Origin of the sequence: Pedobacter sp. MC2016-15 (genome assembly GCF_026239695.1) — a bacterium.
GTDB lineage: Bacteria > Bacteroidota > Bacteroidia > Sphingobacteriales > Sphingobacteriaceae > Pedobacter.
In genome coordinates this window covers 93,687-110,056 of sequence record NZ_JAPIVS010000009.1, presented here as the reverse complement: position 1 = coordinate 110,056, position 16,370 = coordinate 93,687, and the positions used below count along the sequence as shown (strand labels likewise).

At 43.5% G+C, this 16,370-nt stretch carries 16 protein-coding genes; 6 read left to right on the top strand and 10 right to left on the bottom strand.

The genetic code is table 11. The features are described from left to right. Positions 1-86: 86 nt before the first annotated feature. The 10 genes from OQY15_RS21760 to uvrB form a co-directional block, all read right to left on the bottom strand. On the bottom strand, positions 87-659 hold the full coding sequence (locus OQY15_RS21760; RefSeq protein ID WP_265794217.1) for a hypothetical protein: 573 nt from the start codon (positions 657-659) through the stop codon (positions 87-89). Next, positions 659-1,984, bottom strand: a complete 1,326-nt coding sequence (locus tag OQY15_RS21755) for a hypothetical protein (protein ID WP_265794215.1) — start codon at positions 1,982-1,984, stop codon at positions 659-661. Before OQY15_RS21755 ends, OQY15_RS21760 begins: the two co-directional genes overlap by 1 nt. After that, positions 1,968-2,723 carry a type III pantothenate kinase gene (locus OQY15_RS21750; RefSeq protein ID WP_265794214.1) on the bottom strand — a complete coding sequence of 252 codons (756 nt, stop codon included), beginning with the start codon at positions 2,721-2,723 and terminating at the stop codon, positions 1,968-1,970. The genes OQY15_RS21755 and OQY15_RS21750 overlap by 17 nt, the downstream gene beginning before the upstream one ends. An 89-nt stretch (positions 2,724-2,812) precedes the next feature. Then, positions 2,813-3,793: a DUF6427 family protein gene (locus OQY15_RS21745; protein ID WP_265794213.1), complete on the bottom strand. Its 981-nt coding sequence runs from the start codon at positions 3,791-3,793 to the stop codon at positions 2,813-2,815. A gap of 24 nt (positions 3,794-3,817) precedes the next feature. After that, on the bottom strand, positions 3,818-4,804 hold the full coding sequence (locus tag OQY15_RS21740) for a glycosyltransferase family protein (RefSeq protein ID WP_265794211.1): 987 nt from the start codon (positions 4,802-4,804) through the stop codon (positions 3,818-3,820). Positions 4,805-4,833: 29 nt separating this feature from the next. Further along, complete coding sequence (locus OQY15_RS21735; RefSeq protein WP_265794209.1) at positions 4,834-5,685, bottom strand: UDP-2,3-diacylglucosamine diphosphatase; 852 nt, start codon at positions 5,683-5,685, stop codon at positions 4,834-4,836. A 235-nt stretch (positions 5,686-5,920) separates the two neighbouring features. Beyond that, positions 5,921-8,386, bottom strand: coding sequence for a YfhO family protein (locus OQY15_RS21730; protein ID WP_265794208.1), 2,466 nt, complete (start codon positions 8,384-8,386; stop codon positions 5,921-5,923). Positions 8,387-8,473: 87 nt separating this feature from the next. Continuing rightward, positions 8,474-8,725, bottom strand: a complete 252-nt coding sequence (locus OQY15_RS21725; protein ID WP_265794207.1) for a DUF4834 domain-containing protein — start codon at positions 8,723-8,725, stop codon at positions 8,474-8,476. A gap of 98 nt (positions 8,726-8,823) precedes the next feature. Beyond that, positions 8,824-9,027 carry a YwbE family protein gene (locus OQY15_RS21720; RefSeq protein ID WP_265794206.1) on the bottom strand — a complete coding sequence of 68 codons (204 nt, stop codon included), beginning with the start codon at positions 9,025-9,027 and terminating at the stop codon, positions 8,824-8,826. Between the two features lie 7 nt (positions 9,028-9,034). Beyond that, positions 9,035-11,089, bottom strand: a complete 2,055-nt coding sequence (uvrB, locus tag OQY15_RS21715) for an excinuclease ABC subunit UvrB (RefSeq protein ID WP_322973407.1) — start codon at positions 11,087-11,089, stop codon at positions 9,035-9,037. A 66-nt stretch (positions 11,090-11,155) separates the two neighbouring features. Here uvrB and OQY15_RS21710 point away from each other — a divergent pair, with 66 nt between their 5' ends. From OQY15_RS21710 to OQY15_RS21685, 6 genes are read left to right on the top strand one after another with little or no spacing between them, the layout of a single operon-like run. Continuing rightward, positions 11,156-12,274: a hypothetical protein gene (locus OQY15_RS21710; RefSeq protein WP_265794205.1), complete on the top strand. Its 1,119-nt coding sequence runs from the start codon at positions 11,156-11,158 to the stop codon at positions 12,272-12,274. Then, a complete protein-coding gene (gene upp, locus OQY15_RS21705) occupies positions 12,255-12,899 on the top strand; it encodes a uracil phosphoribosyltransferase (RefSeq protein WP_265794203.1) in 645 nt (214 codons plus the stop codon). Before OQY15_RS21710 ends, upp begins: the two co-directional genes overlap by 20 nt. A 14-nt stretch (positions 12,900-12,913) precedes the next feature. Continuing rightward, positions 12,914-13,603: a YjjG family noncanonical pyrimidine nucleotidase gene (locus OQY15_RS21700; RefSeq protein WP_265794202.1), complete on the top strand. Its 690-nt coding sequence runs from the start codon at positions 12,914-12,916 to the stop codon at positions 13,601-13,603. Between the two features lie 28 nt (positions 13,604-13,631). After that, the gene (locus OQY15_RS21695) at positions 13,632-14,951 is read left to right on the top strand and encodes a flippase (protein ID WP_265794201.1); all 1,320 of its coding nucleotides are present in this window, start codon (positions 13,632-13,634) and stop codon (positions 14,949-14,951) included. Continuing rightward, the gene (locus tag OQY15_RS21690; RefSeq protein ID WP_265794199.1) at positions 14,948-15,595 is read left to right on the top strand and encodes an FkbM family methyltransferase; all 648 of its coding nucleotides are present in this window, start codon (positions 14,948-14,950) and stop codon (positions 15,593-15,595) included. The genes OQY15_RS21695 and OQY15_RS21690 overlap by 4 nt, the downstream gene beginning before the upstream one ends. A 10-nt stretch (positions 15,596-15,605) precedes the next feature. Continuing rightward, positions 15,606-16,367 (top strand): class I SAM-dependent methyltransferase, encoded by a 762-nt coding sequence (locus OQY15_RS21685; RefSeq protein ID WP_265794198.1) that lies wholly within the window; start codon positions 15,606-15,608, stop codon positions 16,365-16,367. Positions 16,368-16,370 lie beyond the last annotated feature (3 nt).

Genomic DNA, 16,370 nt, shown 5'->3' with positions numbered 1-16,370 from the left:
CAACTTTTGCCAAAAAAAGAAAACAATTATATTGTTTTGAATAAGTATTTAAAAATTAAGGGAATAAGACAGCAGAAATCTATGGATTACTGTGCCAAATCACCCTTCACATAAGTTTGTCCGGAGCCCTGTTCAAAATCTACAGAGCTGAAATCTTCGGGTGCACTGAAGTTAATTGCATTGAGCACCGTGCCGTCTGGGCGGGTTACGATACCACGTGGTGAAAAGAACATTCTTTTACGCTGATCCCAGGTGAGTTCTTCGGTATTAAAAGTCAGGTCATCCCTCACTACGACTACATTTTTCTTGAAAATTGTAAGCTGTTCAGTTTCTTTCCGGAGGGCATAATCTGAGACGATGGTACCCGTCACCTTTTGAAGGGGATCAAAGAAGGTAATTTTTACGCCCTTGGGCATCTCCTGGTACTTACTCCCGGAGCTGGGTGCTACCTGATCGAGTACGGGCGCATAACCTTTTGCCTTCACCACAGCAGAATCGCTGAAAACGATCTCTACCTTGAGCGACCTGTCTTTGCTCAGTACGAGTTTTTTTGAGGAAATTTCAGCCGCTTTTTTTAAATCATCATCATTACATGAAATTAAAAAAAGCGGTATAAGGCACAATAAAGCTATCCGCGAAAATATGCCTGCAGAATTCATTAGTCGAATTTAAATCTCTGGAACCATCTGTCATTGATGGTGAAGCCCAGGTGCAGGTTGATATAGTTCTCACGCAGGTCGTTGCTCACCATTGTTCCTCTGCGGCCGATCTCAGTAGTAAAGTTCAGCTTGTAGAATGCATTTCTTGAATTGGCCAGCGGAAGGCCCAGACCGAAGGATAAAGCCATCTGCTTAACGTCGTTGTCTGTCAGTTTGATGTACGTTTTATCATAGCTCAAACCGAGACGGTAATCAACTTTACTCCAGTAACTGTTGATGGAAGTGATATCAGGAGTAATCTGACCACCGATTGAAGCGCCTCTGCTGTTCTGCAGACCCTGGTTGACACCATTGATCTTCAGGTCAGACCAGTTGCCCATTCTGACATCGGCACCGATCATCCATTTGTTATATTTCTGAAGTACAATACCGAAGTTGTGCACCAAAGGAAGTTTAAGGTTGGATTTTCCGGTTCCTGTAGAATCCAGAGTTTCGATGGTTGTACCACCGTCTTCAATACCGTCGTATACAAATTTCGTAGCAAGGAATGTTCTTGTAGAATTAACCGTAGAAGCAGATGATCCTGAGTATCCCAGGGTAACGAGCATCTTTGAATTCAGGTGAATATCATACTGGGCACCGTAAGAAAACGCTACGCCACCTACACTGTTTTTGTTTTGCAGACGTACACCATAACTTCCCTGGCCGATCTCTGTATCATTTACCTGCAGGTCTCTGTTTTCGATCATATTTCCGAAAAGATACTCTACGTTAGCACCAATTCTAAAGTTTTCACCAATGCGGTATCCATAACCAAAGTAAGCTTTGGTCAATCCACCCTCACCATTGTATAAACTGGTTACATTTTGTGTAGCAGGGTTTCCTGTTCCGGAGCCACTGGTAACGGTACTGGTTTGTGAATAATTGTAACCTAACTCTGAATATGGAAGGATACCGAAACTCAATGCAGAATGTGTAGTAACGGGAAATGCAAGCGCCAGATGGCTCAGCGTAGCATTAAAACTCCTGTCACTGGCATCACCCTTGGTCAGGTTGGTAATGGTACCAGACATCCCTACATCAATAGTAGCAAGCGTAATTCCAGCATACGAAGCCGGGTTTGCCATATTGACGGTGTTGTATCCTGTAGGTTTATTTACTGCAGTAGAAATACCTCCCATTGCCCTGTACTGTGGAAGGAGGCTCCCTTTGAGGTTTCCAAGTCCGTACCTTGAGTAAGGCGACTGTATTGTAACTTGTGCGTGGACAGAAATGCTGGCAAGCAGCACCAGAACTGCAGTTATATAATTAATCTTTTTGTACATATTCAAATGCAATGACTTCGTTTAATCCTTTTAATACCAAATAGGGATCGTGTATAATTTGAGGCGCAAAGATGCTGTTTTTTAATTGTTCCAGCAAAAATGTAGCGTCGCCACCCGTTATTACTACCTTCAGGTCTGTATTTTTTTTATTCTGGAGGGAAATAAAGCCCTCAACTTCGTTGATTACTCCCTGTAAAACACCATTGGTGATTGCCGTCTGCGTATCTGTTCCGTCGGGAATGCCCTGTAATTCCTTGTCCCATTTTACCAGCGGAAGTTTACCCGTGTAATGATTCAATGCCTCGAACCTCATGTTGATACCCAGGCTGATACTACCGCCAAAATAAGCACTCTCATCGTTGAGCAGATCATAGGTAATACAGGTTCCTGCATCAATAACCAGGCAATTCTGCCCTGGATAAGCATGATGAACCGCTATGACCTTTGCCCATCTGTCCTGCCCCAGAGTTGCCCGTGTCTGATAATGATTCTGCACCCCTGTATTCAGCTGGGTAGAGAAAGGAATATAGTTGGTCGAGCTCTTCAGAATAGACACAATAGCTGAAACATCCTCTTTCACGCTGGAAAGAGTAGAGCTTACAATTTTGTATTTATCAATTAATTCTGAAAGGCTATGCTGGTCAATATGATCAGCGCTTTGGAAAAATACCAGCACTTTATCATCAAAAACAGCCATTTTGCTGTTGGTATTGCCAATATCTATGACCAGGTTATGCATTTATCACTCCCGGGAGAACAACTCCAAACTTCATGTTACAAAGCTATTAATCTTTACCAAGTTTCAAGGCTTCAAACTGTTAAAAAAAGTTAAACAAACAGAAAGACCTGTATTGCAATGACCAGAATAAGAAATAAACTTTCATAAAACCAACGTTTTGTGGCATTAGAAAAATAGTAGGCCAGCAATACTGCTCCGGGAGGCACGCACAATAAAAAATGATATAATTTGAAGGCTGGCTTGGTATAAAAACTGAAGATTGCAATTAAAAACATAAAGAAAAGCATCTGAAATGCCTTTCTTGTGCTGATAAAACTTCTGAAGAAATTTTCCCGCAGCTGGATCATGGCCAGCACCATCATCACGGTTACCGGCACCAGCACGAGGTAATCATTATACTGGATCTTAAGCACTGCAGGGAACCTGTTTTTAAGGGGAAGCCAGATCTTATAAAACATCCCGATGTTATCATTCCAGTAATAAAAAATAGCCAGAAAAAAGATAATACTGAGGAAACCAATCAGCCCTGATACCCATTCGCGCCAGTTAAATGACCTGTATAAAAGCAGGCTCAACCAGATCAGCAGGAGCATCATTACAAAGGGGAAGTAGATCAGTGTACCAAGAGCGATGAACATGCCTACATCAAACATAATCATGATGGCATTGGCAGATTTACCAATTTTGAGAAGCTTGTCCATGATGAGGATCAGCAAAAAATTACAGATCAGCGTGGGGCTTAACACCAGAAACGGCTCGAACAGACTTGCCGAGGTGATGAACAGCAATGCCGGCAGAAAACTCGGTTTAGCCATCAGGGCATGATTGTTCACGATCCTGTTGAAGATCAATGCCTGGATATAAATGAGTATCCCGGCTACAAGTATGTTGGTGACTGTAGAAAAATCATTCCCGATAGGGATCTGGATCATGAATTTGGTGTAAGACTCTAAGAACTCGAAATTCAACCTTTCGGGTGGATTTGCCAGAATAGCTATGCGCATAAAAAATGTATACGCAAAAAGCAGCAGCAGGTTAATAGGGTTTAGCGTTCTGAATTGATTGATCATGAATTGCCAACAAAGTAAAGAAATTTATCTGGCAAACTGCTTTACAACTTTTTCTATCACCATAGCGGTTTCATCAGGAAAATTGAACTGGTGTTCCTGTGTATCTGCCACCCATTTTTTTAAGACCGGCAGCCAGTTTTTATTGCTTCCCCAGATCACAGGAAGTCCCATCCGCTGCAGGGCATATGCATTACATTGCTGTTCGTACTGAAATTTCATGGGTACCACCAGGAGCTTTTTCCCCAGATACAGCGCTTCTGAAGGGCCTTCAAAGCCACCTCCGGTGAAGAGGCCGGTACAGCTGGCAAGGCTGGCGTTAAACTGTTCATTATTTACCGGGCATACACTTACGTTAGCATCAGTGTAACTACGCCTGGTATGTTTGGAAAACACCTGCCATTGAACCTGTGGGATCTGTTTGAGCAAGGGCAGTAGTATGCTGTCGTCTATCGCCGGAAGGTACACAGTATAGTGCCCAAGGTTGCTGGTAATCAGGTTTCTGATTTCAGAACGGATAACCGGGGTATGTATAAAATCATCATAGGGCTTGAAATGAAATCCCACATAATGTGTGGAGGGCGCATAATAATTCATCACCAGCTGGGCCCAGTTAATGCCTTTTGGCTTGGGCACTTTGCCCGATTGAAAGGATGCCTGATGGCTCAGTCCCACGCTTTCTATTCCGCGTAACCTGCATGCCCATGCAGTAACGGGTTCGAAATCGTTGAGAATAAGGTTGTAATCTTTTAGCGGCAACTTGCGCATGTCGTTGATGAATCTCGGTAGATTCATGGATTTCCAGGTTTGGTAATGGTTTACGCCACCCTTCTTACCGAAAATAAAACTAAAGCCGTGAAGCTGGAACCTGATCTCCTGACTTAACTTTACATCTGCCTGTGTACCACTGATGAGCAGATCTACATCACCATGCTGCTGTAACAAAGGTACGATCTCACGTGCGCGGCTGATATGACCGTTTCCTGTACCTTGTATGGCATAAAGTATTTTCATCCTGACCGAATATCTGTAATTTTTCTCCGCTAGACAATTTCTAATTTTATCTTTTGGAGTAAGACACTGACATCCAGTTTACTGTGTAAATCCTCACTATCAGACAGGGCTCCCTCTTCTACCTCATCGGTTTGGAAATCCTTGTTCTCATATTTGAAAATGGTCCATTCTTTATTTGAGTATTCCAGGGCCGTCAGGTTTTCTACCCAATCGCCACTGTTGAGATAGATTACTGAACCACCTTCGGTGCTGATGGTGCGTTTCTCAGGCTGGTGAATGTGCCCGCAGACCACATATCCGTAACCATTTTGAGCAGCCAGTTCTGCAGCAGTCTGCTCAAAACCATTGATAAATTTTACGGCGTCTTTAAACTGGGCTTTGATCTTTTTGGAAAAGCTCATCTTTTCCTGTCCGAACAAGGTGAGGGCCCAGTTGACCACACTGTTGATCAGAATGAGAGAGTCATATCCCACGGCTCCAAGCTTGGCCAGCCATTTGGAATGCTGCATGGTGACATCAAAGATATCACCATGGAAAAACCATGCCCGTTTACCATCCAATTCTAAGACCAGTTTATTCTGGAGGTGAAATCCCCCCATGTGCATGTCTGCAAATTTACGCAGCAGCTCGTCATGGTTGCCGGTAAGGTAATAGACAGGAACACCCTCAGCAACAAATTTCATCAGTTTTCTGACTACCTTCATATGCGTTTCGGGCCAGTATCTTTTACTGAATTGCCAGATGTCGATGATATCCCCGTTTAGGATTAACATCTTCGGCTTGATGCTCTTTAAATACTTGAGCAGTTCTTTTGCATGACAGCCATATGTACCCAAATGAACGTCAGAAATAACAGCAATATCTACTTCTCTTTTCTCCATGATTCATCCGTTTTATACATCATCCTCATCCATTCTCAATTCCCAGGGACTGAAAAAAAATATCACCAGGGCAACCACACAAACCGTAAGAGCTATTTCCTGCATATATTTCCAGTTTATTAGACAAAGATGCAATACACAGGTTAACAAGGTATTAAGGCAATATTATGATATATATAAAAGGGCCGTTACGATAGCGTAACGACCCTTAATATTTGATAGTGGAAGCGAATGTTTAGATCGCCTTCTTCACTTTCTTGTTATCTCTGTAAAATGCAAATCCAAGTCCTAACAACAGCAGGATTGACCCTGCCAGTGAGATTTTCTCACCCGTGTAATAAGAGGTTGGATGGAAGATAAATTCCAGTTTGTGGTTACCTGCTTCAAGCTGTGCAGCGCGAAGAACATAGTCTGCCCTGAAATATGGTCTTTCTTTACCGTCAATCAGCATTGTCCAGCCTTTATCATAATAGATTTCTGAAAACACTGCAATAACATCCCTTGGAGCGCTATATGAATAAATCATATGATCTGGGTGATAGCTGTCAAGTTTGATAGAAGCTGAGGGACCACCGAGACCTGCACGGGTGGTATCCATGGCGCTTTTGTATTTGATATCTACAATAGCTTCCTTTTTAGGATCAAAGCTGCTGATCGCCTTCATTTCTTCATCAGAATTCTGAACAAACTGCACTTTGTCTACAATCCAGGCATTACCTGCTGCAGTTTCATTACGCTGCATTTTGTACGAGCCGGTTTGCTGATCCTGTGTAATGATATATTTAGTGTTCAGCATGTCCAGCACATCCTGATTTACGCTCTTTGTAAACTGGTGGTCTACCAGCTCCTGGATACGTTTTAATCTGGCAGAGTGTGCCCCTCCCACGGTTTTGTGGAAATAGGAAGCATCAGCACTGGTAAATGTAGGGATTGAGGTATCAAACACCCTGTAATCAGGATCTTTATCCGCCATGATGAACGTATCCACATCTCTTGGCTGATAATGATTGGTTAAGGTGCTTTTAGCGACAAAGTTCTGGTTGTTCAGATAACGACGGTCTACCTGCCACATATCAAACAGGATAACTACCGCCAGGATACCGAAAACGACATCGGCTTTCATCTTTTTCGTAATCAGTGCCCAGATCAGTCCGAACCCTATTGCAACGAAAAATACAGTACGCATCGCATCAGCTCTGGCCATATCTACCCTGTCCTGAATTAAAGCATTACCAATCGTTGTAGCGAGGTTCCTGTCATTATTAAACATACGCATGATAGACTCAACCAGCTGATCGTGGTCAGCAGTTCTGAAGCTGAAAAATAATGTAGGCATTACTGCTACCAGTAAGGCAAAACCGCCAGTGATACCGGCAGACCAGGTCAGTTTTTTTATTAAAAATTTCTGATCATATTTACCTTCCTGTGCTTCTTTAATAGCCAACAGTGCCAAAATAGGGAACAATAGTCCTACTACCGCCAGGATAGACTCTACTGCTCTGAACTTATTATAAAGTGGAACATAGTCAAAGAAGAAATCGGAAATAAGCGGGAAATTTTTACCAAATGATAACAGCATCAGCAATATCGTAGCAGATAATATCCACCATTTCATTCGGTCGCGGACGATAAATAATCCGAAAACAAACAGGAAGCAGATAATTGCTCCAAAATAATATGGTCCGGCGGTAAATGGCTTATCGCCCCAGTATACCGGCAGACGTTGCGCAAAATCGGCCGCCTGATCTGGCGTAGCTCCTACCGTTTGTATTGCTTTCGCCACGTTCGAGTTGCCATCCAGACGCTCATTTCCACCACCGTATAGATTCGGGATCAGGAAAGTCAGTGATTCACTTACTCCCTGGCTCCATTGATAAGCATAATCTTTAGGCAGACCATTATCAGGTTCTGCGGCATCATTTTTAAGGTTCGATTTACCACGGATGGTTTCTTTACCATACTCATAGGTAGTCCACAGGTTACTGGCATTGATCATGACAGAAAGCAATACGGCTACACCCAGATAACCTAATACCTTGCCCAGCTCTTTTGTTCTTTTCTCTTTTACAGCTGCATAGATCTCAATTCCGATATAGATCAGAAGGGCAAGCAGCAGGTAATAGGTCATCTGCACGTGGTTGGCCCTGATGTTTAAGGCAAGGAAAAGTGCTGTTAAGCTGGCACCCATCAGATAACGGCCACGAAGGGTGAGTATGATTCCTGCCAGGATTGGCGCAAAAAAGCCGATAGATAATGCTTTATTGCTGTGTCCCGCAGCGATGATAATGAAGTTGTACGACGTAAATGAGAAGGCGATTGCTCCCGCAGCAGCGAGCCATGGGTTGACCTTCAGCACACAAAATAAAAGGTAAGATCCCAGCAAATACAAGAGTACCGTTCCTACCGGATCCGGAAAAGTATCCTTGATCAGGGAGATCCCATAGGTAGTTAAATTGAGTGGATACTGCACCCAGATCTGGTATGCAGGCATTCCTCCAAACATTTGATTTGTCCAGAGAGGGCCTTTGCCATCCTTGGCTTTGTAATCCATGACTTCCTTTTGCATGGCCTTGGCCTGCAAAACATCTCCCTGTTGCGGAACTTTACCCTGCAGTACAGGACTGAAGTACACAAAACATATAATTACAAAAAACGCACTGATGGCCAGATGTATGCCATTCCTTTTTAACCAATTATTCATTAAGGTTTGCTTATATTTAAACTAACCCCAAAAATATAAAATTGATACAGATTAGGAAGTAAAATTGATCGATTAGGGTAAAATAGTTTATTTGACCTCTTCGTATTCTACAAAATCCCCCAGTTTGTCTGAGTTCCCCTGTTTGTGCTGTGGTGGTACATAATCGATCGATATAGAACCTTCCGGCTTTGCCGAAGGCCTCTGACTTTGTTGTGCTTCTGCCTGCTCCTGCATTTTGCCAAAGACACTTTTGAGTACCATTGGAAATACCAGACGTAAGAGCAAACGGATAACCCAGAGTATTAATATAGTGATGAAAAGAAATTTTATAAGCCCCATGTTATGATTCAGTTGATTTACAAATATAGACAGATTTCAGAGCGCAATATTACAATTACGCGGTCATTGTTGCACAATAATTACAATACCGGGGAGATTTAGAAGTCTTCTTCAACGATTTCTGCCACTCTGCCGATCTGCCCATCCTCCAGTCTTACCTTGATTCCCCTTGAATGATAGGGAGAAGAAGTGAGCAGGTTAGCTACGATTCCACGTGTTAATTTACCACTGCGCTGATCCTTTTTTAAGATAATATCTACCTCTAGTCCCGGATAGATATCCGATCTGTTTTTTCCGTCCATTGAATACTTATACTTTTTTTAAACTGCCTTTGCCAAATCTTTCTTCGAATACCTTTTCCATGGCAAACATCTCGTCCCTCAGTCTTGCTGCCATCAGGAAGTCCATATCCTTGGCTGCCTTTGCCATATCCTTACGTGTTTTGTCGATAGACTTCTGCATTTCAGGCTTGGTCATATATTGCACCACAGGATCTGCCGCGATACTCACCTGGTCCACTTCCACATAGGCCGCTTTCCGTTCTGAGTTCTCGGAGAAGTCGAGCACCGACGTTTGCTCCAGGATCGCCTCCCTGCTTTTACCTACGGTTTTAGGTACAATGCCATGCTCGGTGTTATAGGCAATCTGCCTTTCGCGCCTGCGATTGGTTTCCTCCATAGTAATGGCCATAGAGTCTGTTATTTTATCTGCATAGAGGATTACCCTTCCCCGGTCGTTACGCGCAGCCCTTCCGATAGTCTGGATCAGGGAACGTTCCGATCTCAGGAAGCCTTCTTTATCTGCATCGAGGATAGCTACAAAGGAAACTTCAGGTAAATCCAGACCTTCCCTGAGCAGGTTGATCCCGATCAGCACATCAAATTCTCCCAGGCGCAATCCGCGCAGAATCTCTACCCTTTCCAGGGTTTTGACCTCTGAGTGAATATAGCGGCATTTGATATTGAGCCTGTCCATATACTTGGTTAACTCCTCGGCCATCCTTTTGGTGAGCGTGGTAACCAGGACACGGTCGCCCATTTTAATAGTTTTATCGATCTCGTCCAGCAGGTCGTCCACCTGGTTGATGGCCGGTCTTACTTCAATCACCGGATCCAGCAGTCCTGTAGGTCTGATCACCTGCTCAACATATACCCCATCAGATTTCTGCAGTTCATAATCTGCAGGAGTAGCGCTTACATAGATCGTTTGTGGTGCAAGACGTTCAAATTCTTCAAAATTCAAAGGTCTGTTATCCAAAGCCGAAGGCAGGCGGAAACCATATTCTACCAGCGACATCTTCCTGGATCTGTCACCTCCATACATCGCCCGGATCTGAGGTACAGTAACATGGCTCTCGTCGATCACCATCAGGTAATCATCCGGAAAATAATCCAGCAGGCAGAAGGGACGCATTCCCGGTGAACGCCCGTCAAAGAATCTCGAATAGTTCTCAATTCCTGAACAGTAGCCCAGTTCTTTCATCATTTCAATATCGAAGTTCACCCTTTCTTCCAATCGCTTGGCCTCCAGCAGCTGGCGATCTCCAATCAGCTGGTTCTTGCGCACTTCCAGTTCTTCCTGGATGCTCCAGATCGAAGACTGAAACCTGTCTTTTGGAGTAACAAAGAGGTTTGCCGGGTAAACGGCCATATCTTCGAGTTTCTCCAGTGTTTTACCGGTGACCGGATCAATGATACTTAATTCCTCAATATCATCCCCAAAGAAAGATACGCGGTAAGCATTATCCAGATAAGCAGGAAAAATGTCTACGGTATCGCCCTTTACTCGGAAAGTTCCGCGTTTGAAGTCAGTGATGGTCCTGGCATATAAAATCTCTACCAGACTGTGTAAAAATGTATTTCTTGACACCCTGGTGCCTACAGCAAAACGGAATACAGAACGTGAGAAATCCTCCGGGTTTCCCATACCATAGATACAGGAAATAGAAGATACCACAATGACATCTCTCCGGCCAGACATGAGGGCAGAGGTTGTCCTTAACCGCAATTTTTCGATCTCCTCGTTGATGCTAAGATCTTTCTCTATATAGGTATTACTGCTGGGCATGTATGCCTCAGGCTGATAATAATCATAGTAGGACACGAAATAGTTGACCTGATTTTCCGGGAAGAATTGTTTAAATTCTCCGTACAGCTGTGCTGCCAGGGTCTTATTATGACTCAGGATCAGGGTAGGCTTCTGCGTTTGCTGAATCACGTTGGCCACTGTAAAAGTTTTACCGGAACCGGTAACACCCAGCAGTGTCTGATAGTGCTCATCATTATTGACGCCTGAAACCAATTGCTCAATAGCATTAGGCTGATCGCCCGTTGGTTTATAGTCTGAAACGAGGTTAAATTTCATATATATTCAAAGATAAGAATTAATGGCGTATTGATATGTCGTGATTATATCCTAAATTTAATGTTCATGAAGCTACTTGTATATGTCCCCCTACTTACGCCAAGGATAAAGTACATTTTCAACTTTATCTTTAATGAAATCCTTCAAACACAGGTTGGCTTCAGCTCCAATGTTTCAGAATTTAAAAATTCAGCATTGCCCAAAGCTACCTACGGTGATCAGCCCGTGGCCGATGAACCCTTTTTCAGACAATCTGAATTCCTTTTATCACATTCCATATCCCAGCCCAATTTTAAGACCACCACGTTTGGTGACATGATTGTGCCCTTTGCTGTAGACAACAGCAGTTTACCCTTTGATGTTTTTGCGGCTGCCTTTTATTTTGTGAGCAGATATGAGGAGTATCTTCCTTTTACACCTGATCCGGACGGACAGTTTCCGGCAGAGGCCAGCCTGCAGACCAAACTGAAATTACTGGAATTTCCTGTTGTGGACGGGTGGGCGCTGATGCTGAAAAACATGTTGCTTAAGCATTACCCGAACTTATACTTTGGTAAGAAGGAGTTTGAGTTTGTTCCGCTGATCTGCATGTACCCGAAGGCGAAGCTGAGCCCCCTGATCAAGGCCATAAAGCTGTTCAGGAAACTACCTTTTCTGAAACAGGGCCCTGCTGTTACACCGAAAACAGGCGGACTACAGGCCTTTCTGAAAGAACAGCATGACAGTTATAATCTGAATGCTGTTTATTTTTATAAACCCGCACAGGAATTGGATATCGTTTGCGGCAGACAGCTGTCTTTTCCAAAAAGTTACCTTCACCTGATCAAAAGCGGGATCATCAAAGACTACCGCATGGGCTATGCACAAACCATCGGCTTTAGGGCGGGTACCTGTACGCCCTTTTTCTGGTATGACCTGCAGCTGGAGAAAACTACTCACCTGCTGATTCATCCCGTAGCGATAAATGATGAAATATTAAAGCTCAACAGAACGTTCAATATAGATGATGTCCTCCTGACTTGGGGAAGGATGATTGAAAATGTGAAATTGTTAAACGGCAAATTCTATCTGCTCTGGCACAAGGAGACACTACCGGAATTTGGCAAAGGTAAAATCGGAAGAAGATTATACCTGGAATTATTATCCACCTATTTATCTGAACGCAATGATATTCGACTTAAGTAAGACCAACTCTATAGCCAACACCTTCATTGCTGAACTGCGTGATGAAAAAATCCAGCTGGATGCCATGCGCTTTCGGAGGAACCTGGAACGACTGGGCGAATTTTTTGCTCTGGAGATCAGTAAAATGATGACCTATGTACCCACGTCGACACAAACACCGCTGGGCATAGCCAAAACACAGCAGCTGGAACAACAGCCGGTGCTGGCGACGATCCTGCGTGCCGGCCTGCCGATGCAGCAGGGCATGCTGAATATCTTTGACCGTGCAGAAGCCGCATTTATCACTGCCTACCGTAAAACGCATATCAATGCACCGCTGGAGATACAGGTAGATGCAGTATCTTCTCCGGACCTGAACGATAAGGTGGTGATTATTGCTGACCCCATGCTGGCCACAGGCCTGAGTATGGTTCGTTGCTGTAAGGACCTGGTGGCACAGTATAAAGTGAAAGAGTTGCACATTGTTTCTGCCATTGCCAGTGCCGAGGGACTGAAACATGTACGCGCAAATCTGCCTCTCGCAAAAATATGGCTGGGTGCAATTGATGAAGAGATGACCAGCAAATCGTACATTGTGCCGGGTTTGGGTGATGCAGGCGATCTCGCCTATGGCTCCAAATTATAAAATTTAAATGTATAATGATCAAACATATTTTTTTTGACCTCGACCATACGATCTGGGATTTTGATAAAAACGCACAGGAAACTTTAACGGAATTATACCACCATTATCAGCTGGGAGCAATTGGCCTGAACTCCTGCGATGCGTTTATCGAAAGGTATACAGAGAATAACCAGCTGCTCTGGGCAGAATATCATATGGGCAGAATCACCAAAGATACCCTGCGCGCACAACGCTTCCACAAAACATTTATTGAGCTGGGCATCGCTCCCGACCTGGTGCCACATCAGTTTGAAGAAGATTATGTACAGTTCAGTCCAAAAAAGACCAACCTCTTTGAAGGATCAGAGAAGGTGCTAGCCTATCTGCAAAAAAAATATACACTGCATATCATCTCCAACGGGTTTAAGGAGACGACGCTCACGAAAATGGACCGCTGTAATCTGAATCCTTATTTCCAGAATGTGATCATCTCGGAAGATGTGGGTGTGAACAAGCCTGACAAGGCTATATTTGAACACGCCCTGAGGAAAGCAGGCGCCGAGAAGCATGAGAGCATCATGATTGGCGACAGTATTGAGGCCGATATTCGCGGTGCGCAGGATTTTGGTATAAAGGCGATTTTCTTTAATCCGCTGAATAAGGAAAAACCGGCTGATGTGCAATGGCAGATCCTGCACCTCGAGGAATTAATGCTGCACTTCTAAACGCTTTTAATTTCACATCTTTGCGCCAATGAAATTACCCGGTATAAAAGGATTTGACGAAGAGGCGTTCAACAAGTATTTTAAAAATACGGGCTGGCTGATGTTTGGGAAGATCCTGAGTATGGTGGTGGGCTTTGTCATTGCTGGTTATCTGGGTGCATCTTCGTTTGGCGATTTAAGTTTTGCCAGCGCTTTCACAATGATCATAGCTGCTGTTGCTGCACTTGGTCTCGATAGCTTTATTATCCGTGAAATCATTAATGAACCTGCAAAAAAAGACGAGATACTGGGAACTGCATTGCTGCTGCGTTTAGTCGTCAGTCTGCTGCTGATTCCGCTTACTGTTGGAATATATATGATTTTTCATCGCTATGCAGACCAACCCGGAAATTCTTTAACCTGGGTGATCATGATTCTCTCCACTGCCTATTTTTTTAAATCGTTCAATGTTATTGACTCCTATTTTCAATCACAGGTGGCATCAAAGTATGTGGTTAAAGTGCAGAATGTCAGCGTAATACTATCGGCACTGATAAAAATTCTGCTGGTATCATTACAGCTGCCAGTGATCTGGTTTGCTTCCGCATTGAGCTTTGAAAGTTTATCTTTAGCCCTGGGGCTGGTATTTATGTATCATAAACGAGGATTCAGTCTGCTATCCTGGACTTTCAGCCGTTCAAGAGCAATGATGCTTTTAAAGCAAAGCTTTCCCCTGATTCTTTCTGCAGTGATGGTTTCTATCTACATGAAGATTGATGCCGTGATGCTGAAGGAAGTGGGAAGTGCTGAAGTAGGAATCTACAGCGTTGCCGCCAATATCAGCGAGGCCTGGTATTTCATCCCTGTTGCCATTGTAACTTCGGTATTTCCTGCAATCATACATGCACGGAAAACAGACCCGGAGCGCTATACCAAAAGGCTCAAAAACCTGTACGACCTACTTGTATTTATCAGTCTGCCGGTGGCGGTGCTGATTAGTTTCCTCGGAACAGATATTATCAACCTGATTTATAAAGATGCCTATGATGGCGCCGGACAGATGCTGTCAATTCATATCTGGTCTGGCATTTTTGTGTTTCTTGGCAGCGCCAGTTCACAGTATCTGCTCGCAGAAGGCTACACAATGATCTCTTTTCAGCGTACTGCATTTGGTGCTGTGGCCAATATAGTGCTCAACTTATGGCTAATTCCCAAATACGGGGGCGTTGGGGCTTCTGTAGCTACACTGATTGCTTGTATAATCAGTACCTTTTACTTATTATTCATTCCTAAAACTCAGAAGCAGGGCGTAATGATGTTAAAATCATTATTTTTGTTTACTGCATTTCAAAAAATATTTAAACGTTGAACAAACTCAAAGCATTCGCAACACTATTACAAAAGCCGGACAGGTTAAAGGCATTGTTATCTTACGGCCACAAAGGCTACCTGGCAAATATCGGCTGGTTCAGCTCATTCGACAATCAGCAGGCGATGGATCAGCAGGGAGATCCTCTGCCATGGGTTACGTATTCGTTTATTGACTTTATTAAGCCACGTCTCAGCAAAAACCTTAGTATTTTTGAATACGGATCAGGAAGTTCAACTTTGTTTTATGCCAAACATGTTAAAAGGGTGGTATCAGTTGAGCATGATGAAGCCTGGTACAATAAGATTGTAAAATCTAAAGCCCAGAACGCAGAGATGATCTTCAGTAAACTGGAGACCGGCGGCGAATATTCCAAAAAAGCAGCGACTTTGGGGGAACAGTTTGACATCATCATTGTTGACGGTCGCGACCGCGTAAATTGCTGTATCAGCAGCATATCGGCATTGACGCCTGCAGGAGTGCTGGTTCTCGATGATTCAGAACGTCCTGAATATGATAAGGCAAGAACCTTTCTGAAGGACGCAGGATTTAAGGAGCTTTCTTTCTCAGGGATCTCTCCGGGTTTATTCTACCTCAAGGCTACTTCGGTATTTTATAAAGCAGACAACTGTTTACATATATAAACATCAAACCATGTTAAGTAACGACGTAAAATCAGCATATAACGACTTTTACACAAAAGATGACTCGGAATGGCGGATGCTTGGTGCAAAATCCAAGGCGGCAAACATCGTTGCTGTTTGTAAAAGCATAAAGCCGGTAAAAGTGCTTGAAGTAGGTGCTGGCGATGGCAGTATCCTGCATTTTTTAAACGAATGGAACTTTGGTGAGCAGCTCTATGCACTGGAAATTGCAGACACAGGTGTTTCACGCATCAGGGAACGCGGTCTGGACAGGCTGGCAGAAGCCAGGAGTTTTGATGGCTATGAGATCCCCTACCCTGATGATAGTTTTGACCTGGTGATCTTATCCCATGTGCTTGAACATGTGGAACATGAACGGATTCTGATCAGGGAACTGAAAAGGATTGCCAAAAATATTGTTGTTGAAGTACCTCTGGATTATCGTTTTGGAGTAGACAAAAGAATGAAGCATTTTCTGGATTACGGGCATATCAATATGTATACACCTACATCCCTTCGTTTCCTGCTGCAAAGTGAAGGATTGAAAGTAGTTGCCGACACGCTATCAATGACACCGCCCGCAACAACAAAATTCAATGAGTTTGTGAATAAAAAAGCCCCTAAAGCTTTTTCGAAAATCATGAAGATTGAGATGGAATACCGGATTAAAAAAGTGATAGGCAGCATAATGGGCATCAGAAAGGAAGAACAATTTGCCAACGCCTATACCGTTCTTACCCAGAAATCTAACCAAACACTGCAAATATTTTAAGTA

Bases quoted from the DNA above. Each gene is read 5' to 3' on its own strand.
- OQY15_RS21760 (WP_265794217.1), bottom strand. From the start codon at position 659: ATGAATTCTGCAGGCATATTTTCGCGGATAGCTTTATTGTGCCTTATA.
- OQY15_RS21755 (WP_265794215.1), bottom strand. From the start codon at position 1,984: ATGTACAAAAAGATTAATTATATAACTGCAGTTCTGGTGCTGCTTGCC.
- OQY15_RS21750 (WP_265794214.1), bottom strand. From the start codon at position 2,723: ATGCATAACCTGGTCATAGATATTGGCAATACCAACAGCAAAATGGCT.
- OQY15_RS21745 (WP_265794213.1), bottom strand. From the start codon at position 3,793: ATGATCAATCAATTCAGAACGCTAAACCCTATTAACCTGCTGCTGCTT.
- OQY15_RS21740 (WP_265794211.1), bottom strand. From the start codon at position 4,804: ATGAAAATACTTTATGCCATACAAGGTACAGGAAACGGTCATATCAGC.
- OQY15_RS21735 (WP_265794209.1), bottom strand. From the start codon at position 5,685: ATGGAGAAAAGAGAAGTAGATATTGCTGTTATTTCTGACGTTCATTTG.
- OQY15_RS21730 (WP_265794208.1), bottom strand. From the start codon at position 8,386: ATGAATAATTGGTTAAAAAGGAATGGCATACATCTGGCCATCAGTGCG.
- OQY15_RS21725 (WP_265794207.1), bottom strand. From the start codon at position 8,725: ATGGGGCTTATAAAATTTCTTTTCATCACTATATTAATACTCTGGGTT.
- OQY15_RS21720 (WP_265794206.1), bottom strand. From the start codon at position 9,027: ATGGACGGAAAAAACAGATCGGATATCTATCCGGGACTAGAGGTAGAT.
- uvrB (WP_322973407.1), bottom strand. From the start codon at position 11,089: ATGAAATTTAACCTCGTTTCAGACTATAAACCAACGGGCGATCAGCCT.
- OQY15_RS21710 (WP_265794205.1), top strand. From the start codon at position 11,156: ATGAAGCTACTTGTATATGTCCCCCTACTTACGCCAAGGATAAAGTAC.
- upp (WP_265794203.1), top strand. From the start codon at position 12,255: ATGATATTCGACTTAAGTAAGACCAACTCTATAGCCAACACCTTCATT.
- OQY15_RS21700 (WP_265794202.1), top strand. From the start codon at position 12,914: ATGATCAAACATATTTTTTTTGACCTCGACCATACGATCTGGGATTTT.
- OQY15_RS21695 (WP_265794201.1), top strand. From the start codon at position 13,632: ATGAAATTACCCGGTATAAAAGGATTTGACGAAGAGGCGTTCAACAAG.
- OQY15_RS21685 (WP_265794198.1), top strand. From the start codon at position 15,606: ATGTTAAGTAACGACGTAAAATCAGCATATAACGACTTTTACACAAAA.